The sequence below is a fragment of the Pseudarthrobacter sp. 10T415 genome (assembly GCF_056394175.1).
On the sequence record NZ_JBFTHJ010000006.1, the window covers coordinates 119,344 to 135,961 of the forward strand.

Annotated in this window: 19 protein-coding genes and 1 pseudogene; 4 read left to right on the forward strand and 16 right to left on the reverse strand. The window is 65.2% G+C overall.

The features are described 5' to 3' along the window. Positions 1-9: 9 nt before the first annotated feature. Genes AC1DBN_RS10595 through AC1DBN_RS10605 form a run of 3 tightly spaced genes read right to left on the reverse strand, consistent with a single transcriptional unit; the run spans position 10 to position 1,281 of the window. A complete protein-coding gene (locus AC1DBN_RS10595; RefSeq protein WP_091718003.1) occupies positions 10-330 on the reverse strand; it encodes a putative quinol monooxygenase in 321 nt (106 codons plus the stop codon). Further along, on the reverse strand, positions 327-881 hold the full coding sequence (locus tag AC1DBN_RS10600) for a DUF1990 family protein (protein ID WP_091718001.1): 555 nt from the start codon (positions 879-881) through the stop codon (positions 327-329). Before AC1DBN_RS10600 ends, AC1DBN_RS10595 begins: the two co-directional genes overlap by 4 nt. Then, on the reverse strand, positions 874-1,281 hold the full coding sequence (locus tag AC1DBN_RS10605) for an MmcQ/YjbR family DNA-binding protein (RefSeq protein WP_477723150.1): 408 nt from the start codon (positions 1,279-1,281) through the stop codon (positions 874-876). Before AC1DBN_RS10605 ends, AC1DBN_RS10600 begins: the two co-directional genes overlap by 8 nt. Positions 1,282-1,326: 45 nt before the next feature. Between AC1DBN_RS10605 and AC1DBN_RS10610 the strand changes: the two genes are divergently transcribed. Beyond that, entirely contained in the window at positions 1,327-2,358 is a 1,032-nt protein-coding gene (locus tag AC1DBN_RS10610; RefSeq protein ID WP_477723151.1) for an isopenicillin N synthase family dioxygenase, read from the forward strand. 13 nt (positions 2,359-2,371) lie between these two features. On the opposite strand, the gene AC1DBN_RS10615 is transcribed toward AC1DBN_RS10610, so the two are convergent. The 6 genes from AC1DBN_RS10615 to AC1DBN_RS10640 form a co-directional block, all read right to left on the reverse strand. Further along, the gene (locus AC1DBN_RS10615) at positions 2,372-2,797 is read right to left on the reverse strand and encodes a CoA-binding protein (RefSeq protein ID WP_091717995.1); all 426 of its coding nucleotides are present in this window, start codon (positions 2,795-2,797) and stop codon (positions 2,372-2,374) included. Positions 2,798-2,842: 45 nt separating this feature from the next. Next, on the reverse strand, positions 2,843-3,766 hold the full coding sequence (locus tag AC1DBN_RS10620; protein WP_091717993.1) for a hypothetical protein: 924 nt from the start codon (positions 3,764-3,766) through the stop codon (positions 2,843-2,845). Beyond that, positions 3,763-4,314: an RNA polymerase sigma factor gene (locus AC1DBN_RS10625; protein ID WP_091717992.1), complete on the reverse strand. Its 552-nt coding sequence runs from the start codon at positions 4,312-4,314 to the stop codon at positions 3,763-3,765. Before AC1DBN_RS10625 ends, AC1DBN_RS10620 begins: the two co-directional genes overlap by 4 nt. Before the next feature lie 310 nt (positions 4,315-4,624). Continuing rightward, the gene (locus tag AC1DBN_RS10630; RefSeq protein ID WP_091717990.1) at positions 4,625-4,981 is read right to left on the reverse strand and encodes a YegP family protein; all 357 of its coding nucleotides are present in this window, start codon (positions 4,979-4,981) and stop codon (positions 4,625-4,627) included. Between the two features lie 322 nt (positions 4,982-5,303). Then, positions 5,304-6,593, reverse strand: coding sequence for an adenylosuccinate synthase (locus tag AC1DBN_RS10635; protein ID WP_314215561.1), 1,290 nt, complete (start codon positions 6,591-6,593; stop codon positions 5,304-5,306). Positions 6,594-6,834: 241 nt separating this feature from the next. Then, positions 6,835-7,920 (reverse strand): M14 family zinc carboxypeptidase, encoded by a 1,086-nt coding sequence (locus tag AC1DBN_RS10640; RefSeq protein WP_477723152.1) that lies wholly within the window; start codon positions 7,918-7,920, stop codon positions 6,835-6,837. Between the two features lie 355 nt (positions 7,921-8,275). Here AC1DBN_RS10640 and AC1DBN_RS10645 point away from each other — a divergent pair, with 355 nt between their 5' ends. Then, positions 8,276-8,905, forward strand: a complete 630-nt coding sequence (locus tag AC1DBN_RS10645; RefSeq protein WP_314215558.1) for a uracil-DNA glycosylase family protein — start codon at positions 8,276-8,278, stop codon at positions 8,903-8,905. Positions 8,906-9,044: 139 nt separating this feature from the next. On the opposite strand, the gene AC1DBN_RS10650 is transcribed toward AC1DBN_RS10645, so the two are convergent. The 3 genes and pseudogenes from AC1DBN_RS10650 to AC1DBN_RS10660 form a co-directional block, all read right to left on the reverse strand. Beyond that, positions 9,045-9,467, reverse strand: a complete 423-nt coding sequence (locus AC1DBN_RS10650; protein WP_091717983.1) for a DUF3151 domain-containing protein — start codon at positions 9,465-9,467, stop codon at positions 9,045-9,047. Continuing rightward, positions 9,468-10,490 (reverse strand): annotated as a pseudogene (gene fbaA, locus AC1DBN_RS10655) (class II fructose-bisphosphate aldolase); the annotation flags it as partial. 140 nt (positions 10,491-10,630) lie between these two features. Continuing rightward, positions 10,631-11,308 (reverse strand): TrmH family RNA methyltransferase, encoded by a 678-nt coding sequence (locus AC1DBN_RS10660; protein WP_172830034.1) that lies wholly within the window; start codon positions 11,306-11,308, stop codon positions 10,631-10,633. A 92-nt stretch (positions 11,309-11,400) separates the two neighbouring features. Between AC1DBN_RS10660 and AC1DBN_RS10665 the strand changes: the two genes are divergently transcribed. After that, on the forward strand, positions 11,401-12,231 hold the full coding sequence (locus AC1DBN_RS10665) for an HAD-IIA family hydrolase (RefSeq protein WP_091717979.1): 831 nt from the start codon (positions 11,401-11,403) through the stop codon (positions 12,229-12,231). Here AC1DBN_RS10665 and AC1DBN_RS10670 read toward each other — a convergent pair. From AC1DBN_RS10670 to pyrE, 4 genes are all read right to left on the reverse strand, one after another. Further along, positions 12,228-13,268, reverse strand: a complete 1,041-nt coding sequence (locus tag AC1DBN_RS10670) for an alpha/beta fold hydrolase (protein WP_477723153.1) — start codon at positions 13,266-13,268, stop codon at positions 12,228-12,230. The two genes, AC1DBN_RS10665 and AC1DBN_RS10670, sit on opposite strands and share 4 nt — an antisense overlap. Before the next feature lie 84 nt (positions 13,269-13,352). After that, positions 13,353-13,994 (reverse strand): hypothetical protein, encoded by a 642-nt coding sequence (locus AC1DBN_RS10675; RefSeq protein WP_477723154.1) that lies wholly within the window; start codon positions 13,992-13,994, stop codon positions 13,353-13,355. A 131-nt stretch (positions 13,995-14,125) separates the two neighbouring features. After that, complete coding sequence (locus AC1DBN_RS10680) at positions 14,126-14,893, reverse strand: GAF and ANTAR domain-containing protein (protein WP_314215550.1); 768 nt, start codon at positions 14,891-14,893, stop codon at positions 14,126-14,128. A gap of 163 nt (positions 14,894-15,056) precedes the next feature. After that, the gene (gene pyrE, locus AC1DBN_RS10685) at positions 15,057-15,641 is read right to left on the reverse strand and encodes an orotate phosphoribosyltransferase (protein ID WP_314215548.1); all 585 of its coding nucleotides are present in this window, start codon (positions 15,639-15,641) and stop codon (positions 15,057-15,059) included. A 74-nt stretch (positions 15,642-15,715) separates the two neighbouring features. On the opposite strand from pyrE, the gene nadE reads away from it, so the two are divergent. Next, positions 15,716-16,549 carry an ammonia-dependent NAD(+) synthetase gene (gene nadE / locus AC1DBN_RS10690; protein ID WP_477723155.1) on the forward strand — a complete coding sequence of 278 codons (834 nt, stop codon included), beginning with the start codon at positions 15,716-15,718 and terminating at the stop codon, positions 16,547-16,549. Positions 16,550-16,618 lie beyond the last annotated feature (69 nt).

Sequence of the window (16,618 nt, forward strand, 5' to 3'; positions counted from 1 at the left end):
GGTCCTTCCCTAGCCGATGGTGAGCTCGCCCATGCGGTCCCAGCCGTCGCCCTCGAGCTGGCGGCTGATGATGCGGGGAGTTTCGGCGAGGGCCTGCGGCATGTCCGCCATGGCCTTCTTGAAGTGTTCGCTGTTCACGTGGTCGCCCGCGGCGTCGTCCTTGAACGCTTCAACAAGGACGTACTCGTTGGGGTCGTCCAGGCTTCGTGACCAGTCGAACCAGAGGTTGCCGGGCTCCTGCCGGGTTGCCGCGGTGAAGTCTGCCACCAGCTCCGGCCAGCGCTCCGACCATTCCGGCTTGACCTTGAACTTGACGACGATAAAAATCACTGGGACGTTCCTTCCGCGGCGAGTGTGCGTGCCCCTTCAATGTACCGGGAAGTAACGTACCGCTGGGCCGCCCGGGTGACCAGTCCGCCGGTGGCGTAGAACCAGTTGGCCGGCTTGCTGAAAGCACGGATCCGGAGGTAGACCGCACCCGAGGCGTCGATGACCGCCTCAAAGGATTCCTCGCCGCGGGCGGGGTGTCCCGGAAGCGTCCCGTAGCCAAAACCTGCTGCCTGTGGCATGCCGTCCGCGGACGGTTCCCGGACCCAAACCACCTCGCACGGCGCGTTCAGGCGGAACGGGCCGACGCCGAAGCCGCTGACCACGCGGACGCCCGGCCTTGCCTGTGGGGACTCCGCCCGGACACGGAGGCCCGCGCGCCGCTGCAGTTCCCACCCAAGGATGCCGTCCGCGACGCGACGGAACAGCGGCAGCCCCGACCCCAGGCGCACCTCCTCCACGACGCTGGCGTACCCCGCCGGCGTCGTACCCTGCCTTGTACTTCCAACACCCGGATAGTTCAGGCTGCCGCGGGCCGCCCGTGCCTCATTCACCCGAACGTCCCAGGCGTGCCCAGCCAAGCTGTTCCTGCTGCTTGCGGCTCAGGCCCGCAACCACCAGGTCATAGGAGTCCTCCACCATGTCCCGCACCATGTCCTCCGGGAGGGACCCGTCCAGGCGGACACCGTTCCAGTGCGTCTTGTTCATGTGCCAGGCCCCGTCGATGGCGGCGTGCGCGGCCCGTAATTGAACCGCCAGGGAGGGATCGCATTTGAGGTTCACGTAGAAATCGCCGGGATCCATGGAGGACAGTGCGAACAGCTTCGCCTCATGCCTGGTTCCTCCGGCTACGTGGGCACGGACCTTGAAGACGGCAATCTCCGGGCCGAACGGGTAGTCCTCGAAGGCACCGGGGAATGAGAGGCAGATTTTTCGCAGCAGGGCGGGGTCCATGAACGAAGCCTATAAAGCGCATCCTTACGGTGCTAGTCTGCGAGGATGTCACACGACCAGGGAGCCATACCTGTTCTGGATTTGAGTACCGCACGGCAGCCCTACGGGACCTTCAGTCCCGAATTCATCGAGCAGTTGCGGCATGCCACCCATGACGTGGGCTTCTTCCAAATCACCGGTTACGGGGGTTCGCCAGGGCAGGCGGACCAACTCCTTGACGCCGTCCGGCGGTTCTTCAACCTTCCCCTCGAAGAACGGATGAAGCTGGACAACCGGCTGTCGCCGCACTTCCGCGGTTATACCCGGATGGGAACCGAAGTGACGCAGGGGCGGGCGGATGCGCGCGAGCAGATCGACTACTCCCCCGAGCGTCCGCCCGTGGACAGCTATCCGCCGGACCAGCCGTATTGGCTGCTGCAGGGACCCAACCAGTGGCCCGACGAAGCGTTCCCTGAACTAAAGCCGGCAGCCATGGCCTGGGCAGAACTGATGTCCGGGGTGGGGATGGAACTGCTGCGCGCCATTGCCGTGACGCTGCAACAGCCCGAGGACTATTTCGACGAACCGTTCCGGGAAGCACCGGCATGGATGGGAAAACTGGTCCATTATGTTGGCGGCGTCGTCAAAGAGGCCGGTGACCAGGGCGTAGGATCCCATGCGGACTACGGGTTCGTGACGCTCCTGCTGCAGGACGATGTTGGAGGCCTGGAAGTAAAACCGCCGGGGACCTCGGAATGGCTTCCGGTGGAGCCCCTTCCCGGGGCGTTGGTGGTGAACCTGGGCGAAATGCTTGAAGTGGCCACCGAGGGGTACCTTGCGGCCACGATCCACCGCGTTCAGGCACCGCCCCCGGGCGTGGACCGCTACTCGGTGCCGTTCTTCTGGTCGCCCCGCCTGGACTCGGTCATCCAGCCCGTTCCGCTCGCCCCGGAGCTGAAGTCAGCCGCACGCGGCATCACGGACGATCCCAGCAACCCGCTGCTCGCGTCCTTTGGGCTCAACATGCTCAAGGGCAGAATGCGGGCGCACCCGGACGTCACCGAGCGGCACTACCCGGACCTCCTGAAGCGGGGCTAGTCTCCCGCAAGGCTCAGATTTTGAACTTCCAGGCCTGCTGGGCCGGGCACGAGTTCATCACAACGTCCAGGCCAGCGGCCTTGGCGCGTTCCGCGGCGGCTTCATCGATGACGCCCAGCTGAAGCCAGACAGCCTTGGCCCCGACGGCGATCGCCTCGTCCACGACCTTGCCAACCCTCTCCGAGTTCACAAAGCAATCCACGACGTCGATGGGCTGCTTTTCCGCCGGAATCTCCGCCAGGGTGCGGTACCCCGGTTCGCCGTGCACGGTATCGCCGGCAAGGTTGACGGGGATGATGTCCATGCCCAGCTGGTCCCGGATGAACAAGGACACGTCGTAGGCGGAGCGCCACTCGTTGGTGGTCAGGCCGACGATGGCCCACCGCCCTTTGGTCCGCATGAGGCTTTCAATGACTGCAGGATCGTTCGTGTGGCCCATGACATCAGCCTAACCCGGGCCGCAGACTGCCGGGCCGATGGGCAGCTATTTGCCGCCGGCAGCGGTTACCCGGGCATCTCCTGTACCTGTCCCTTGCCGGGAGCTTGCCGGGCCGGGCTTTTCCGGTGCGGCCCTTCCCGGTCCGCTGTCAGCGGCTTGTTTTGGTCCCGCTTTCCCTGGCCCGGCACTGTTCTCGAGTGCACGTCCTGGGGCTCCGGGATCGGCTTGGTCCTGGCCGCGAACTGCGTGGCCGGGAATGCCTTCGTCCGGCACCTTCTTCTTGTCCGCGTTCCCGGGCGCAGCCGTTCCCCGCGTCGATCCCCCGCCGATGTGGTTGCTCGGCCCGTCCGGCTGTCCTGATGGTTCGGCTGCGGGCGGGCAGATGCCCGCAGGAGTTGCCGCGGTTTGCTTCGGGCTTCCGCATTCGGGTCTTCCAGCGGAACCAGCCAAACCTTCGCCGTGCGGCCGCAGTTCTTTGCCCTGGGGAATGCCGGTGCCCTCCGGGGTTCCGGCGGAACCAGAGGCGGAACTGGCTGCGGGAACCGAATCCGGAGTTTGGTCTGCAGGGACCGCCACTCCACGGTATTCGGGCGTGGGCGCTGCCGGTACGCCGTGGGTGATCGCCCAATCCGGCGACCAGTCCCCCAGCAAGTGCTGTACGGATGCTGCACTGCTGCCGGGTGCGCTGCCGGCCGTGGCGGCTACGCCGCCAATACCCAGCCCCATTCCGGCAATCACTGCAAGTCCCACCACAGTGGGACGGTGACGGTTGGAGCGACGGCGGCGGGCCAGTTCGTCCCCGCCGCCAGCCAGCAGCCGGGCAAGTTCTCCCGAGGGCTCGGGAACGGGAAGCGACGCGAGGGAGCCAATCGATTCGAGTGCACTTCGAAGTGCGGCGTCATCCGGGTGGCCTGCGTCCGTGAGGACTTCATCGACCAGTTCGCGCAGCCTGCTTTCGGGTGTGGTCATGGCCGCAGGTACTCCTTCACTGCCGCAGCTTCGCGCAGTTTGAGGATGCCGCGACGTTGCAGCTGCTTCACAGCTCCTGCGCTCTTCCCCATGGTTTCCGCTGTTTGTTCGACGGTGAGCCCGGCAACCAAGCGCAGTGACAGCACTTCCCGCTGCTCGTCCTGCAAAGATTCCAGCAACCCCACGATTTCTCCTGGCGCCATCCGTTCGAGCGCTTCCGCTTCAGCGGACGGGTTCTCCCGCCCGTCCAGTTCAGGTTCGAAGGGTAGCCTGGCCGGGGTGCGGCTCTGCCGCCGGTGGTCGTCAACCATGCGGGCGTGGGCCACCGAGAAGATGAACGTGCGCAGGCCTGCGCTGCCGCCGTTCACTGAGTTCAGGCGTGGCAAAACAGAAAGGAAGACCTCCTGCATTGCTGCCTCCGGATCCTCGGCTCCACGGGCTTTGAAATAGCCCAATACCTGTGACGCATACGTCCGGTAGACGACGCCGAAGGCTGAGGAACCAGAATCTGGATCTCGCAGGGACTCGTCTGTCAGTGCATCGGTCACGGACGTGGTGCCTTTGGTCGGTGCGGGGATGGCTGGGCAGGAAGGCCCGTTGCCGGAATGCCTTTGCCCGCTTACTTTACCCCGCAGTAACCACCGCGCACCGGACCGCCACGTGCACTGCCGGTTCCGGCCGTGCGCAGCTGTCCCTGCTGCCGGAGAGTTAAAGAGCCGGCCTGGAACGTGATGGGGGACAAGTTCCAGGCCGGCGCTACATAAAGGTAATCGTCCCCGGGCGGCGAAAGGTTACGCCTCTTTCAGGAAAGTTTTTTGGCCGTGGGCTGCCACTGCCCGGGACGGAGTGGAAGCAACCTCAGTTGGCCAGTTCCGCCCGGCTCCGGCGCCGGTCCCAGTGTGCGGGGTCGGCGTGGCGGCGAAGACCCTTGGCCGTGGCGATGGCATGAAGCCTGGCCACCGCCCGGTCATCGAGGATGGGTTCGGTGGCGGGAGCGGCTGCGGCGACAGTCACCGACGGCGTTTGGGCTCCGGCAGGGCACAGGTCCGTCACCAAACCGGTCCCGGCGCACTCCCGGACCGCGGCGATCCCCACCACGACGGACGCTTTGTCGTTGAAGGCCTGCGAGACCGCCATCACCGCCCCGTCCGCTCCCACGAGCCTGAACCTGAACTTCGACTGGGGATCAAGGAAAACTTCGAACTTGCCCGCCATGGCGCACTTCCTTCCGGTTGTGAGCGGATCTCCGGACGGCATCTCCGCCGATGGTCCGGCTGGCGCGCGGCCGCGCCTGTCCCGCAAAGTGGTGGACGTGCTTGCCAGGCAGTCCTCGAATGCTGTCCCAAAAGTCTGGCTGTCCGGGATGTACGCCCACAAGGCAATGCAGGTAAACCCTGTGTAAATTGAGCTGCCGCGGGCTTGGACGGAAACGAACAAGCGGCGGGGCACCCGCAAAGGTGGCCCGCCGCCGTCGTCCCCACCCGCTCCCTAGCCTCGCAAGCTCGGCCAGGGAACCCTGCGGGCGTGGGCCCAAGTATTAGTCGTTGATGAGGTCGTTCACCACGATGGTCTGGTCCCGGTCCGGTCCCACGCCAATGGCGGAGAAACGCGTCCCCGACAGCTTCTCGAGCGCCAAGACGTAGTTGCGCGCGTTCTCCGGCAGGTCTGCCAGGGTGCGGGCAGCCGTGATGTCCTCGGTCCAGCCGTCGAAGTACTCGAAGATGGGCTTGGCGTGGTGGAACTCGGTCTGCGTCATCGGCATCTCGTCGTGCCGGACGCCGTCAACGTCGTAGGCCACGCACACCGGGATCTGTTCGATGCCGGTGAGGACGTCCAGCTTGGTGACGAAGTAGTCCGTGAAGCCGTTGACGCGGGACGCGTGGCGGGCCAGGACGGCGTCGTACCAGCCGCATCGGCGGGGGCGCCCCGTGTTGACGCCGAACTCGCCGCCGGTCTTCTGCAGGTAAACGCCCATCTCATCAAACAGTTCGGTGGGGAACGGGCCTGCTCCCACGCGGGTGGTGTAGGCCTTGATGATGCCGATGGAGCGGGAGATGCGGGTGGGGCCGATGCCCGAGCCCACAGATGCGCCGCCCGCGGTGGGGTTCGAGGAGGTGACGAACGGGTACGTGCCGTGGTCGACGTCGAGGAACGTTGCCTGGCCGCCTTCCATCAGCACTACCTTGCCCTCGTCCAGGGCTGTATTCAGGACCAGGGTGCTGTCGATGACCAGCGGGCGGAGCCGCTCGGCGAAGGACAGGAAGTATTCGACGATCTCATCGACCACAACGCTGCGGCGGTTGTAGATCTTGACCAGGACCTCGTTCTTCTGGTGCAGCGAGCCCTCCACCTTCTGGCGAAGGATGGACTCGTCGAAGACGTCCTGGACGCGGATGCCCAGGCGGGCCACCTTGTCCATGTAGGCGGGGCCGATGCCGCGACCGGTGGTGCCGATGGCGCGCTTGCCGAGGAAGCGTTCGGTGACCTTGTCCAGGACCTGGTGGTACGGCGCCACGAGGTGGGCGTTTGCGGAGACGCGCAGTTTGGACGTATCCGCACCGCGTGCCTGCAGGCCTTCGATTTCCTGGAAGAGGGCCTCAAGGTTGACCACGCAGCCGTTGCCAATGATGGGGACTGCGTTGGGGCTGAGAATGCCTGCCGGAAGCAGCTTGAGTTCGTACTTTTCACCGCCTACGACGACGGTGTGCCCGGCGTTGTTGCCGCCGTTGGGCTTGACGACGTAGTCAACACGGCCGCCCAGCAGGTCGGTGGCCTTGCCTTTTCCTTCGTCGCCCCACTGGGCTCCTACGATCACAATTGCTGGCATGGGATCCTCCCCCATTCGTTCGGGCCGGCCGGGCGCCACAGCGTGGCGGTCCTGGTTCAGCGCCGTTCATGAGAATGCCCCGAGTGGACCGGCTTCCGCCGTTCCGCAGGCGGATTGGCGATCGCGTTGGCCCCGGGGCCCTTACCACCCAAGTTTAGCCGATAGTGCACTTTGTCCACTCGCTGGGACGTCCCGGTTCTTTACGCGCGGTAAAGAACCGGGACGTCCCGTCCTGAAGCGGTTACTCGTCGTCGGCCTCGCCTGCCGGGCGGGAGGTCTGCTCGGCGAGGGTGTCCCAAAAGGAGGTGTCGGCGTCGGCAATTGAACCGTCCGCGATGGCGGCGGCGGTGGACGTCAGGGTGATGACGGTCTGCTTGATCAAGTAGCCGTTGCTGCGCTGTCCCAGCGCGTAGCCGTCGAGGTAGTGGTCCGACATGCCGCGCATCTCAAAGAGCAGGGTGGCGATGCCGTATTCCACCGAGATGCCGTTGCGGCTGATGGTCTCGGCGCTGCCGCCCTGGTACTTGCCGAGGTGGCCCCAGCCGGTGGAGTCGACATTGTCGAAGACCACGGCGCCCAGCTGCTTGGACCGTTCGACGACGGCGGGATCGGCGTTGGGGGTGGTGGGGTACAGGATGGAGCCGGAAACCAGTTTGCCGTCGCGTTCTGCCCGGGTGCCCTGGTGGTGCAGGTCAATCATGTAGTCCACCCGGTATTTGCGCATCACGTTGTTGTGCAGGGCCTGCGTTTCTGGCTGGATTTTGGCAATGTGGTCTCGATTCAGGTCCACGCCCGTGGCGTTGAAGCGGGTCATGTTGCGGTCACCCTCGGCGATGTAATCCTCCAGGGAGAAGTTGACGTCACCCATGGCGCCGTCCGCGTTGAGCATGGGAACCACCAGGATGTTGACGCCCTTGAGGATGTCGGCCGATTTTCCGGTGCCCAGGTGCTTGACGAACTCCAGCGCACCCTCTGTGGTGAGCTGTTCGTTGCCGTGCTGCTGGGTCAGGTAGAGGATGGTGGGCTTGGCCGGGTCCGAGATGTACTTGACCAGGTGGATGTCGCGGCCCTTGACTGTTTTGCCGATGACCTCAAGTTCCATGGCCGGCTGTTTGGCGTCCTGGTCCTTCAGGAACGACACCATCTGGTCATAGGTGGCCAGCTTCGAGGTGGTGATCTGGCCGTTGCCGCCGTAGTTGGGGCCCTCCCCCACAGCGATAGCCGGAGCAGGAGCGGCGACAACCGCCAGAGCCAAAGCCCCTGAAACTGCAAGGGTCCTAAATGTAGCCAGGGATTTCTTCACGTGCGTTACCTCTTTCGAGTGCATTGAGTGCGTCCAGCCACCATGTCCCCCATTGCGCGCTGTGACAACAGCCAACCAAGCTGAGTGAAACCTGTCAATGGACTCGACAAAACCTGGGAAACCCATGACAGCTTTCCCGTAGCCACGAAGCGGCTCTGGTAGCCCGCTGCCGCAGAATCACGGGAAGGGCGAAACCCCGGCTGTGCGTCCGGTCACCGGAATACGCGCAACCGGCGTTTCGCTTCCCGGGGCTTGCTAAACTGGGGAAGGCCGGGTTGACCGGCCCACCCCAACACACCGCCGATGTCGAGTTGCGCCTTCACGCGCCCTCCTCCGCAGGCGGAAGCACCGCCAATCCCCGCAGGAGACCCAGCACCATATGACCGCCCTTGCACCAGAATCCCTCCACGAACAGCTCCTCAACCGCCGCTACGAACCCAACGTCGCCGCCGTCAACGAACTGTGCGATTCCCTGCAGGACACCAAGCCGGGCACGGTGGTGCCTTACGTCGATCCCATGCACGACGTTGATGAATGCCGGATCATCAGCCTGTTCTCCAACATCGGTGAGGCGGACGGCTCCGGCTTCATCACCGCCGGCGACCAGGACGCAGCCACCCGCATGCTCGGTATCCAGTGGAAGCTGGGGCTGCGGCCCGAGTACGTCATGCCGTGGAATGTCCACCCCTGGCACGTCCCGGGCGAACCGAACGGCAAGTTCACCCCGGACCAGATCCAAGCCGGCCTCAAGCCGCTGCTCAAGTTCCTCGCTCTGGTCCCGCGCGCTTCGGTCATCGTGGCACACGGCACCGAGGCCAACAGGCTGGCCAACGCGCTCCTGAAGACCGAGGTGCCGCTGCTGTGGCGCCGCGGCCTGAAGACCTACAAGGTGCGCTCCCTCAGCGGCCGCGCCTTCGCCGGCTCCCCGGCACGCCAGGAAGAGTTCCTCCAGGACATGCGCACGGCCTACGCGGACGCCATGGCCCGCACAGGCCTGCAGCGCGCATAACCTCCAGACGCACAATAAACGACGGCGGGCGTTCACCTTTCCCAAAGAAAGGTGACCGCCCGCCGTCGTCGTTTGAAGGGGCCTCCGCCGCCGAGGGTTCCCTGGCTGAGCGCAGCGAAGCTAGGGAGGCGGTGGGGACCTATTTGCCCTCGATGGCCGCCTTGGCCGCGGGGTCGGAATCGTTGAGGAACTTCTCGATCCGCTCCGGTTCATCGGCTTCACCGATGGCCGAAGAGGCCCGCCCCAGCGAGTAGAGCGCCCGCAGGAACCCGCGGTTGGGCTCGTGCTCCCAGGGGATGGGGCCCACGCCGCGCCAGCCGTTGCGGCGCAGCGAGTCCAGCCCGCGGTGGTAGCCAACGCGGGCGTAAGCGTAGGAGTCTATGGTGCGTCCCTCCGCCCAGGCCTCCTCGGCAAGGATGGCCCACAGCAGCGACGACGTGGGGTTCTTCGCCACGAGGTCAACGGCTTCCTGGCCGAGCGCCAGGTGCTGGTAGATCTCGGATTCTGCCGGCAGGAGCGTGGGCTCCGGCCCCATCAGGTTCCTGCGGAACTCATCCGACATTTAGAAGGTCTTTCCGGCTGAACCGAGCTGCTTGGTGGCTTCCACAACGCGGGCGGCGAGGCCGGCTTCGGCGGAGGCGCCCCAAACACGGGGGTCGTAGGTCTTCTTGTTGCCCACTTCGCCATCCACCTTCAGGACGCCGTCGTAGTTGCGGAACATGTGGTCCGCCACCGGGCGCGTGTAGGCGTACTGGGTGTCCGTGTCGATGTTCATCTTGATGGTGCCGTAGGACACGGCGTCGGCAATTTCCTGGTCCGAGGAGCCGGAGCCGCCGTGGAAAACGAGGTCGAACGGGCTGTCCTTGCCGATCTTCGCGCCAACCTGTGCCTGGATGTCCTTGAGGATCTCCGGGCGGAGCTTGACGCCACCGGGCTTGTAAACACCGTGGACGTTGCCGAAGGTCAGTGCCGTGATGTAGCGGCCGTTCTCGCCGGAGCCCAGGGCTTCGATGGTGGCCAGGGCGTCCTCGACGGTGGTGTACAGCTTCTCGTTGATCTCGTTCTCGACGCCGTCTTCCTCGCCACCCACGGTGCCGATTTCAACTTCGAGGATCATCTTGGCAGCGGCCGTGCGGGCCAGCAGGTCGCGGGCGATGCGCAGGTTGTCCTGCAGGGTTTCGGCGGAACCGTCCCACATGTGGGAGTTGAAGATGGGGTTGCGGCCGGCCTTGACCTCGGCCTCGGAGGCTGCGAGCAGGGGCAGGACGAAGCCGTCCAGCTTGTCCTTGGGGCAGTGGTCCGTGTGGAGGGCGATGTTGACGCCGTAGTTCTTGGCCACTTCACGGGCGAAGGCCGCGAAGCCCAGGGAACCGGCCACCATGTCTTTGGTGGACGCGCCGGACCAGTAAGCCGCACCGCCGGTAGAGACCTGGACGATGCCGTCGGACTCAGCCTCGGCGAAGCCGCGCAGGGCCGCGTTCAGCGTCTGCGAGGACGTGACGTTCACTGCCGGGAAAGCGAATCCGCCCGCCTTCGCACGGTCGATCATTTCGGAGTAGATCTCTGGGGTTGCAATGGGCATGCTGACTCCTCTGCTGAGTTTCGTCTGTGGGTTGGAAGACCCTCAAGTAGACCGCTTACGGCTAGGCACCATCCTAGCGATATCCGCCACACCGCCGAGTTTCTGGTCGGCAGTCGGTAACACTCGCTGACGGGCCGCCGCAGTCAGCCCTGGACGTGCTGGTTGAAGACGTGCCGGCGGACCCACGCGTGCATGGCGATCGCTGCGGCGGAGGCTGCGTTGATGGAACGGGTGGAACCAAACTGTTCGATGGACAGCGTGGCTTCGGCAGCTTCGTGGACCTCCGCCGTCAGGCCCGGTCCTTCCTGCCCGAACACCAGCACGCAGTCGCGGGGCAGCTCATAGGTTTCCAGCGGCACGGAGTCCGGGAAGATGTCGATGCCGATGATCGCCAGCCCCTCCCCCTGCGCCCACTGGACGAAATCCTCCACCGTGGGGTGGTGGCGGACGTGCTGGTAGCGGTCGGTGACCATGGCCCCGCGCCGGTTCCACCGCCGTCGTCCGATGATGTGGACCTCTTTGGCGAGGAAGGCGTTGGCGGTGCGCACCACAGTGCCGATGTTGAGGTCGTGCTGCCAGTTTTCGATGGCCACATGGAAGTTGTGCCGCCGCGAATCCAGCTCCGCCACAATCGCCTCGTGCTTCCAGTAGCGGTATTTGTCCAGCACGTTGCGCCGGTCACCGTCCGCCAGCAGGTCAGGATCCCAGTGGTCGCCTTCGGGCAATTCGCCTTCCCAGGGCCCGACGCCGACCTCCGCCCTGGGTGCCCCGGTTTCCGTTGCGTCGGCTTCTTCGGATGAGTGGTGGGGCGCGTCTGCCATCCCGGGCGTTTGGTTCACCCCTCAACACTAGACTGGACCTTTGGGCGATCATCACGCCCCCTCATCACAGGCGTCGACACTCGGAGGCAGGCATGGCAGAAGCGGACAAGGTCAAGGACGCACCGGCGGTGTACCGCAGCGGCCAGGACATTGAGTGCTGGCTGACAGACATGGACGGTGTCCTGGTCCACGAGAACCAGGCCGTGCCGGGCGCCGCTGAGCTCATCCAGCGGTGGGTGGACACGTCCAAGCGCTTCCTGGTCCTGACCAACAACTCGATCTTCACGCCCCGCGACCTTGCGGCCCGGCTGCGTGCGTCCGGCCTGGAGATCCCCGAAGAGAACATCTGGACGTCGGCGCTGGCCACGGCCCAGTTCCTGAAGGACCAGGTGCAGGGCTCAGGGTCCGGCAACCGCGCGTACACCATCGGCGAAGCAGGACTGACGACGGCGCTGCATGAGGCCGGCTTCATCCTCACCGACCAGGATCCGGACTTCGTTGTGCTGGGCGAGACGCGCACCTATTCCTTCGAGGCGATCACCATGGCCATCCGCCTCATCCTCGCCGGGGCCCGGTTCATCGCCACCAACCCCGACGCCACGGGCCCGTCCAAGGACGGTCCCATGCCGGCCACCGGAGCCATCGCGGCGCTGATCACCAAAGCCACGGGACGGGAACCCTACATTGTGGGCAAGCCCAACCCGATGATGTTCCGCTCGGCCATGAACCAGATCGACGCCCATTCCGAAACCACGGCAATGATCGGCGACCGGATGGACACGGACATCATCGCCGGCATGGAAGCCGGGCTGCACACGGTCCTGGTGCTGTCCGGCATCACGCAGCGGGACGAGATCGCCTCCTACCCCTTCCGGCCCAACCAGGTCCTGAACTCCGTGGCGGACCTGAAGAACCAGCTCTAGAACACTGTCACCCGGGAGCCGCCGGCCGGCAGCGGGAATTGCTCGTCCAGCAGTCCGTCCAGTAGCGGCCGGTAGATGTGCGGGTTCCACTGCGGGCTGGCGTGTGCGGGTGCGGCCCCGATGGTCTGGAGTCCGGTGGAGACCATGTTGTCCTTGAACGCCACCGCCCACGCTTCCACCGCTGATTCGTAGCGCACGGTGCGGTCCTTGGGGTTGCCAAGATAGGCCATCTTCGCAGTCCCGATCTTCCCTGCGAACCGGGTCCCGTCGAAGTGGTAGATGTAGGCGGATTCCGTCTGGATCAGCACGCTTGACGGTGCGATGGGCGAGAGCTGCTCCAGGGTCTGGTCGAGGATCTGGCGCCAGCTGCGTTCGTCCTTGTGGATGACCCGTTCGCCCAGCTCGTAGCCGCCGCGGAGGGTGGACGGGAACCGGAAGCCGCGCTCGTAAAGGAACACCACGCCGTCGAACCAGCTCTGGTCCAGGACGTCGTGCTTGCTGTACGGGCTGGAGTCCAGCACCACAAACTGGACCTGCACGCCGTGGATCTCCAGGAGCCGGGCAGCCACCTGGGTGGCCACCATGCCGCCGAAACTGTGCCCGTAGAAGAACAGCTTCTCGATCTTCTGTTCACGGACGTATTCGATGACGGCGATCACGATGTCGTCGATGTCCAGGCCTTGGTTGGAATACCCGACGGCGGCGAGCCGGGCACGCTTGTTCAAGGAACCACGGAGGGAGTTCAGGATCCACTGGGCCTCCTCCCAGCTGGTCTTGTATCCCGGGAACAGGAACCAGCTGGCGTCCGGGTAGTAGGCGTCGGCAAAGTCGTCCGGAACGGGCAGGATCTTGTCCGTCCGGCGCTGCGACTGCACCTCCCTGGTCAGCAGCATGTCCGCGGCAAGTACCCCGGAAGCACCCGTTGCGGTAAAGAAGCTGCGCCGGGAAAAGCGTTTGAGGGCAGCGGCTTGTGACAGCAGCCGGGCTGCGGTTGCCCCGCCCCGGCCCTGCGGATCAACCTTCCCCTCATACGGCACGCCTCTACCGTAGGCACAACTGAAGAGTCCGCCGCAAGAAGCCTTGCATAACCATTCAGTGACTGCCCTGTGCCGGGCCGGCCGTCAGCTGGCGGCCTGGCCCTCAGCTGCCGGGAAGGGTGCCTCCGGGTCCTGTTGGCGGCGGCCGAGCTCGCGTCCGATGTCCTTGTAGCGCCCCAGGAGGTCCGAGCCGGGGAAGGCCCCGGGGTGGTCCAGCAGCGCAAAGAGGGTGTCGCTGGCGGCGAGGAGTTCCTGTTCTGAATACTCCACCAGCTGCCGCCCGAACAGCTCCTCAAGCGCGGCGTCCGGCGCTACTTGGAGCCCCTCACCGAAGGCCCTGCCGTGGTTTGGGTGGGTGGCGTCGTCGTCGACGATATGCAGTGGCTGCACCTGCTGGGCAGCCTCGGCACCGGCCAGGTGTGCCCCAGCCAGCCTGTCGTGTGAACCCGTCAGGTGGAGCGAAACACCAGAGCCGTAGATGCCCGGCAGGGTGTTGGCGTCCATCGTGTTCAGGTCACTGCGCAGGCCCGCCAAGGCACTGGATTCCACCAGTGCGGCCTGCGAGAGGTCAACGCGGATGTGGGCACGCATGCCCATGCGGCGGACGCGCCGGATGATGTGGACAAGGTCCGGCCGGGAATCGTGGGTGAGGCTTCCGCGGACGTCGATTCTGACGATGTTAGCGGGGACGTCGAGGTTAACGAGCGGATTAAGAGAGCGGTCCATAGGTACTCCAAAAGAGGTTCTATGGCCGACGGCTCAACCTCGGCCAGCGTATCCCCGATGGTGTGCAGGCACAACCTGCGTTCCAGTACCTGCGTCAGCGCCTGCTCAGGCTGCCCGCGCGGGCGGCCTTCCTAGGCTGACTGTTCAGGCCTGCGGCTGCCGGGTTCCTGGTAGAACGTGCGTGTGCCGGTGCCGCCGACGGAATCAACCAACGATTTGGCGATGTCCCTCAACTTTGTATTGCTGTTGCTGGAAGCCTCGGTGAGGATTCGGATGGCAGCTTCCTGGCTGCACCGGTTTTGCGCCATCACAATCCCGATGGCAATGTCGATGATAGTGCGCGATTCCAGGGTTGCCCGGAGGTTCGCCGCGCTGTCCGTATGCAGGGAGAAGCGCACAGCCAGCCGCAGCGCCTGGGAAATCTCCCTCGTGAAGCCGCGGGCTTTCGCTGTGGCCCGCTCGTCGAACTTATGCGGGACATCCGAGTACAGGTTGAGCGCCGCCTTCGCATCGCCCTGCAGGTTGAAGGGCAGCGACAACACCGAACGCAACCCGTAGGAAGCCACGGCGGAGGCATACTCCGGGCCCCACCGCTCTTCATCAAACAGGTCCGGGACGTGGATCTCACGCTCTTCCTGGGCGGCGGTCAGGCAGGGGCCTTGGGAAAGCGAATACTGGATCTCATCCACTTCGCGGGCGGAGTCGCTGCTCCAGCCGATCGTGGCGGCCTTCCGGTCACGAAGCAGCGTGATGCCGCACAGTGCGTCATCTCCCACCCCGGCAACCTGATGCGCCGAAAAGCGTGCGAGCTCATTGAGGAACTCTTCAAAATCCGAGCTGTCCAGGATCAGGTCCTGGACCGTCTCGGTGGCGCTCAAAGGCTGGTCCGCGGTGGGCATGGGCAGGTTCTCCAAGGGTACTTAAGTGGCTTAGGAGAATATTAGGCCAGCGGCTGGTCCGGGCCAAGTGCGCAGGCCAGTCCCGTACCGCGCAGCCCTCCCCCGCCCAGCCCGGCTGCGAGCCGGGCTGGGTGGCCGGGCTGCCCGGGCCGGCGGTTGGGACCTAGTCGAGGCCCAGTTCGTCCTTGCCGAACGCAAAGAGGTAAGGCACTCCGGTTTCGGCTTCGATCTTTTCCTTGGCGCCGGTATCACGGTCCACGATCACTGCCACGGCCACAACGTTGCCGCCAGCCTTGCGGACGCCCTCGACGGCGGTCAGTGCGGACCCGCCGGTGGTGGACGTATCCTCGAGGACCAGCACGTTCCGGCCCTCCACCGAGGGGCCTTCCACCTGGCGCCCCATGCCATAGGACTTCTGGGCCTTGCGGACCACGAACGCGTCCACGGTGCGGCCGGCGTCCACCGCAGCGTGCATGACGGCGGTGCCCACGGGGTCGGCCCCCATGGTCAGGCCACCCGCGCACTCAAAGCCGATGCCGGCGTCGTCCGCCATCTTCAGCATGACCTGGCCCACCAGCTTGGACGCCTCGTGGTGCAGGGTGATGCGGCGAAGGTCGATGTAGTAATCCGCCTCCGCGCCGCTGGAGAGGATGACCTTGCCGCGGACCACGGCAAGGTCCTTGATGAGTTCGAGCAGTCGGGCGCGGGCGGCTGCAGAATCCACTGCAGTCTCACTGGGGGAAGTCATGGGTTCCAGTTTAGTGGGGCCGGACCGGTGCGGTTGCTTGAGCAGGGTTGCCGCCGCTGGCTAGTGTGGACCACATGCGCGAACTCCAGGCCACCATCATTGAAGAAATGGGCGTGCAGCCCCGGATCGACCCCGCAGGGGAGGTGCGCAAACGCGTCACATTCCTCAAGGAGTACCTCAAAGCCACAGGCACCAAGGGCTTTGTCCTGGGGATCTCGGGAGGGCTCGATTCCTCGCTGGCCGGGAAACTGGCACAGCAGGCAGTCGAGGAGCTTGAGGCGGAAGGCGTGGAAGCCAACTTCGTAGCCGTCCGCCTGCCCTACGGCGTGCAGCATGATGAGGAAGACGCGCAGGCCGCCCTGGACTTCATCAAGGCCAAGACCGAGTGGACCTTTAACATCTCCGCGGCCGTGGACGGCTTCGAGGACGAGTTCGAAAAGACCGCCGGCTCCGAGATTTCCGACTTCCACAAGGGCAACACCAAGGCCCGCACCCGGATGATTGCCCAGTACGCGCTGGCCGGCGAATTCAATTACCTGGTGATCGGCACGGACCACGGCGCGGAATCCGTTACCGGGTTCTTCACCAAGTTCGGCGACGGCGGCGCGGACATCCTCCCCCTGTTCGGTTTGAACAAGCGGCAGAACCGGGCCCTGCTGGCCGAGCTCGGTGCCCCGGCACGCATCTGGGAGAAAGTCCCCACCGCGGACCTGCTGGACGATCGGCCGGGCCGCACGGACGAGGACGAACTGGGCATCAGCTACGACCAGATTGACGACTACCTCGAGGGCCGCGAGGTTCCCGGGTCCGTCGCCGAATCCATCGAACAGAAGTACCTGCGCACGCGCCACAAGCGCACAGTCCCCGTCACCGTCTTTGATACGTGGTGGAAGGGCGAAGGCCGCTAGAGCCCCGCGCCGGACTGTAGCCGGCCACCCCACCGCTGATCTTCCCCTGCTTGCGGGGATCACGACGGC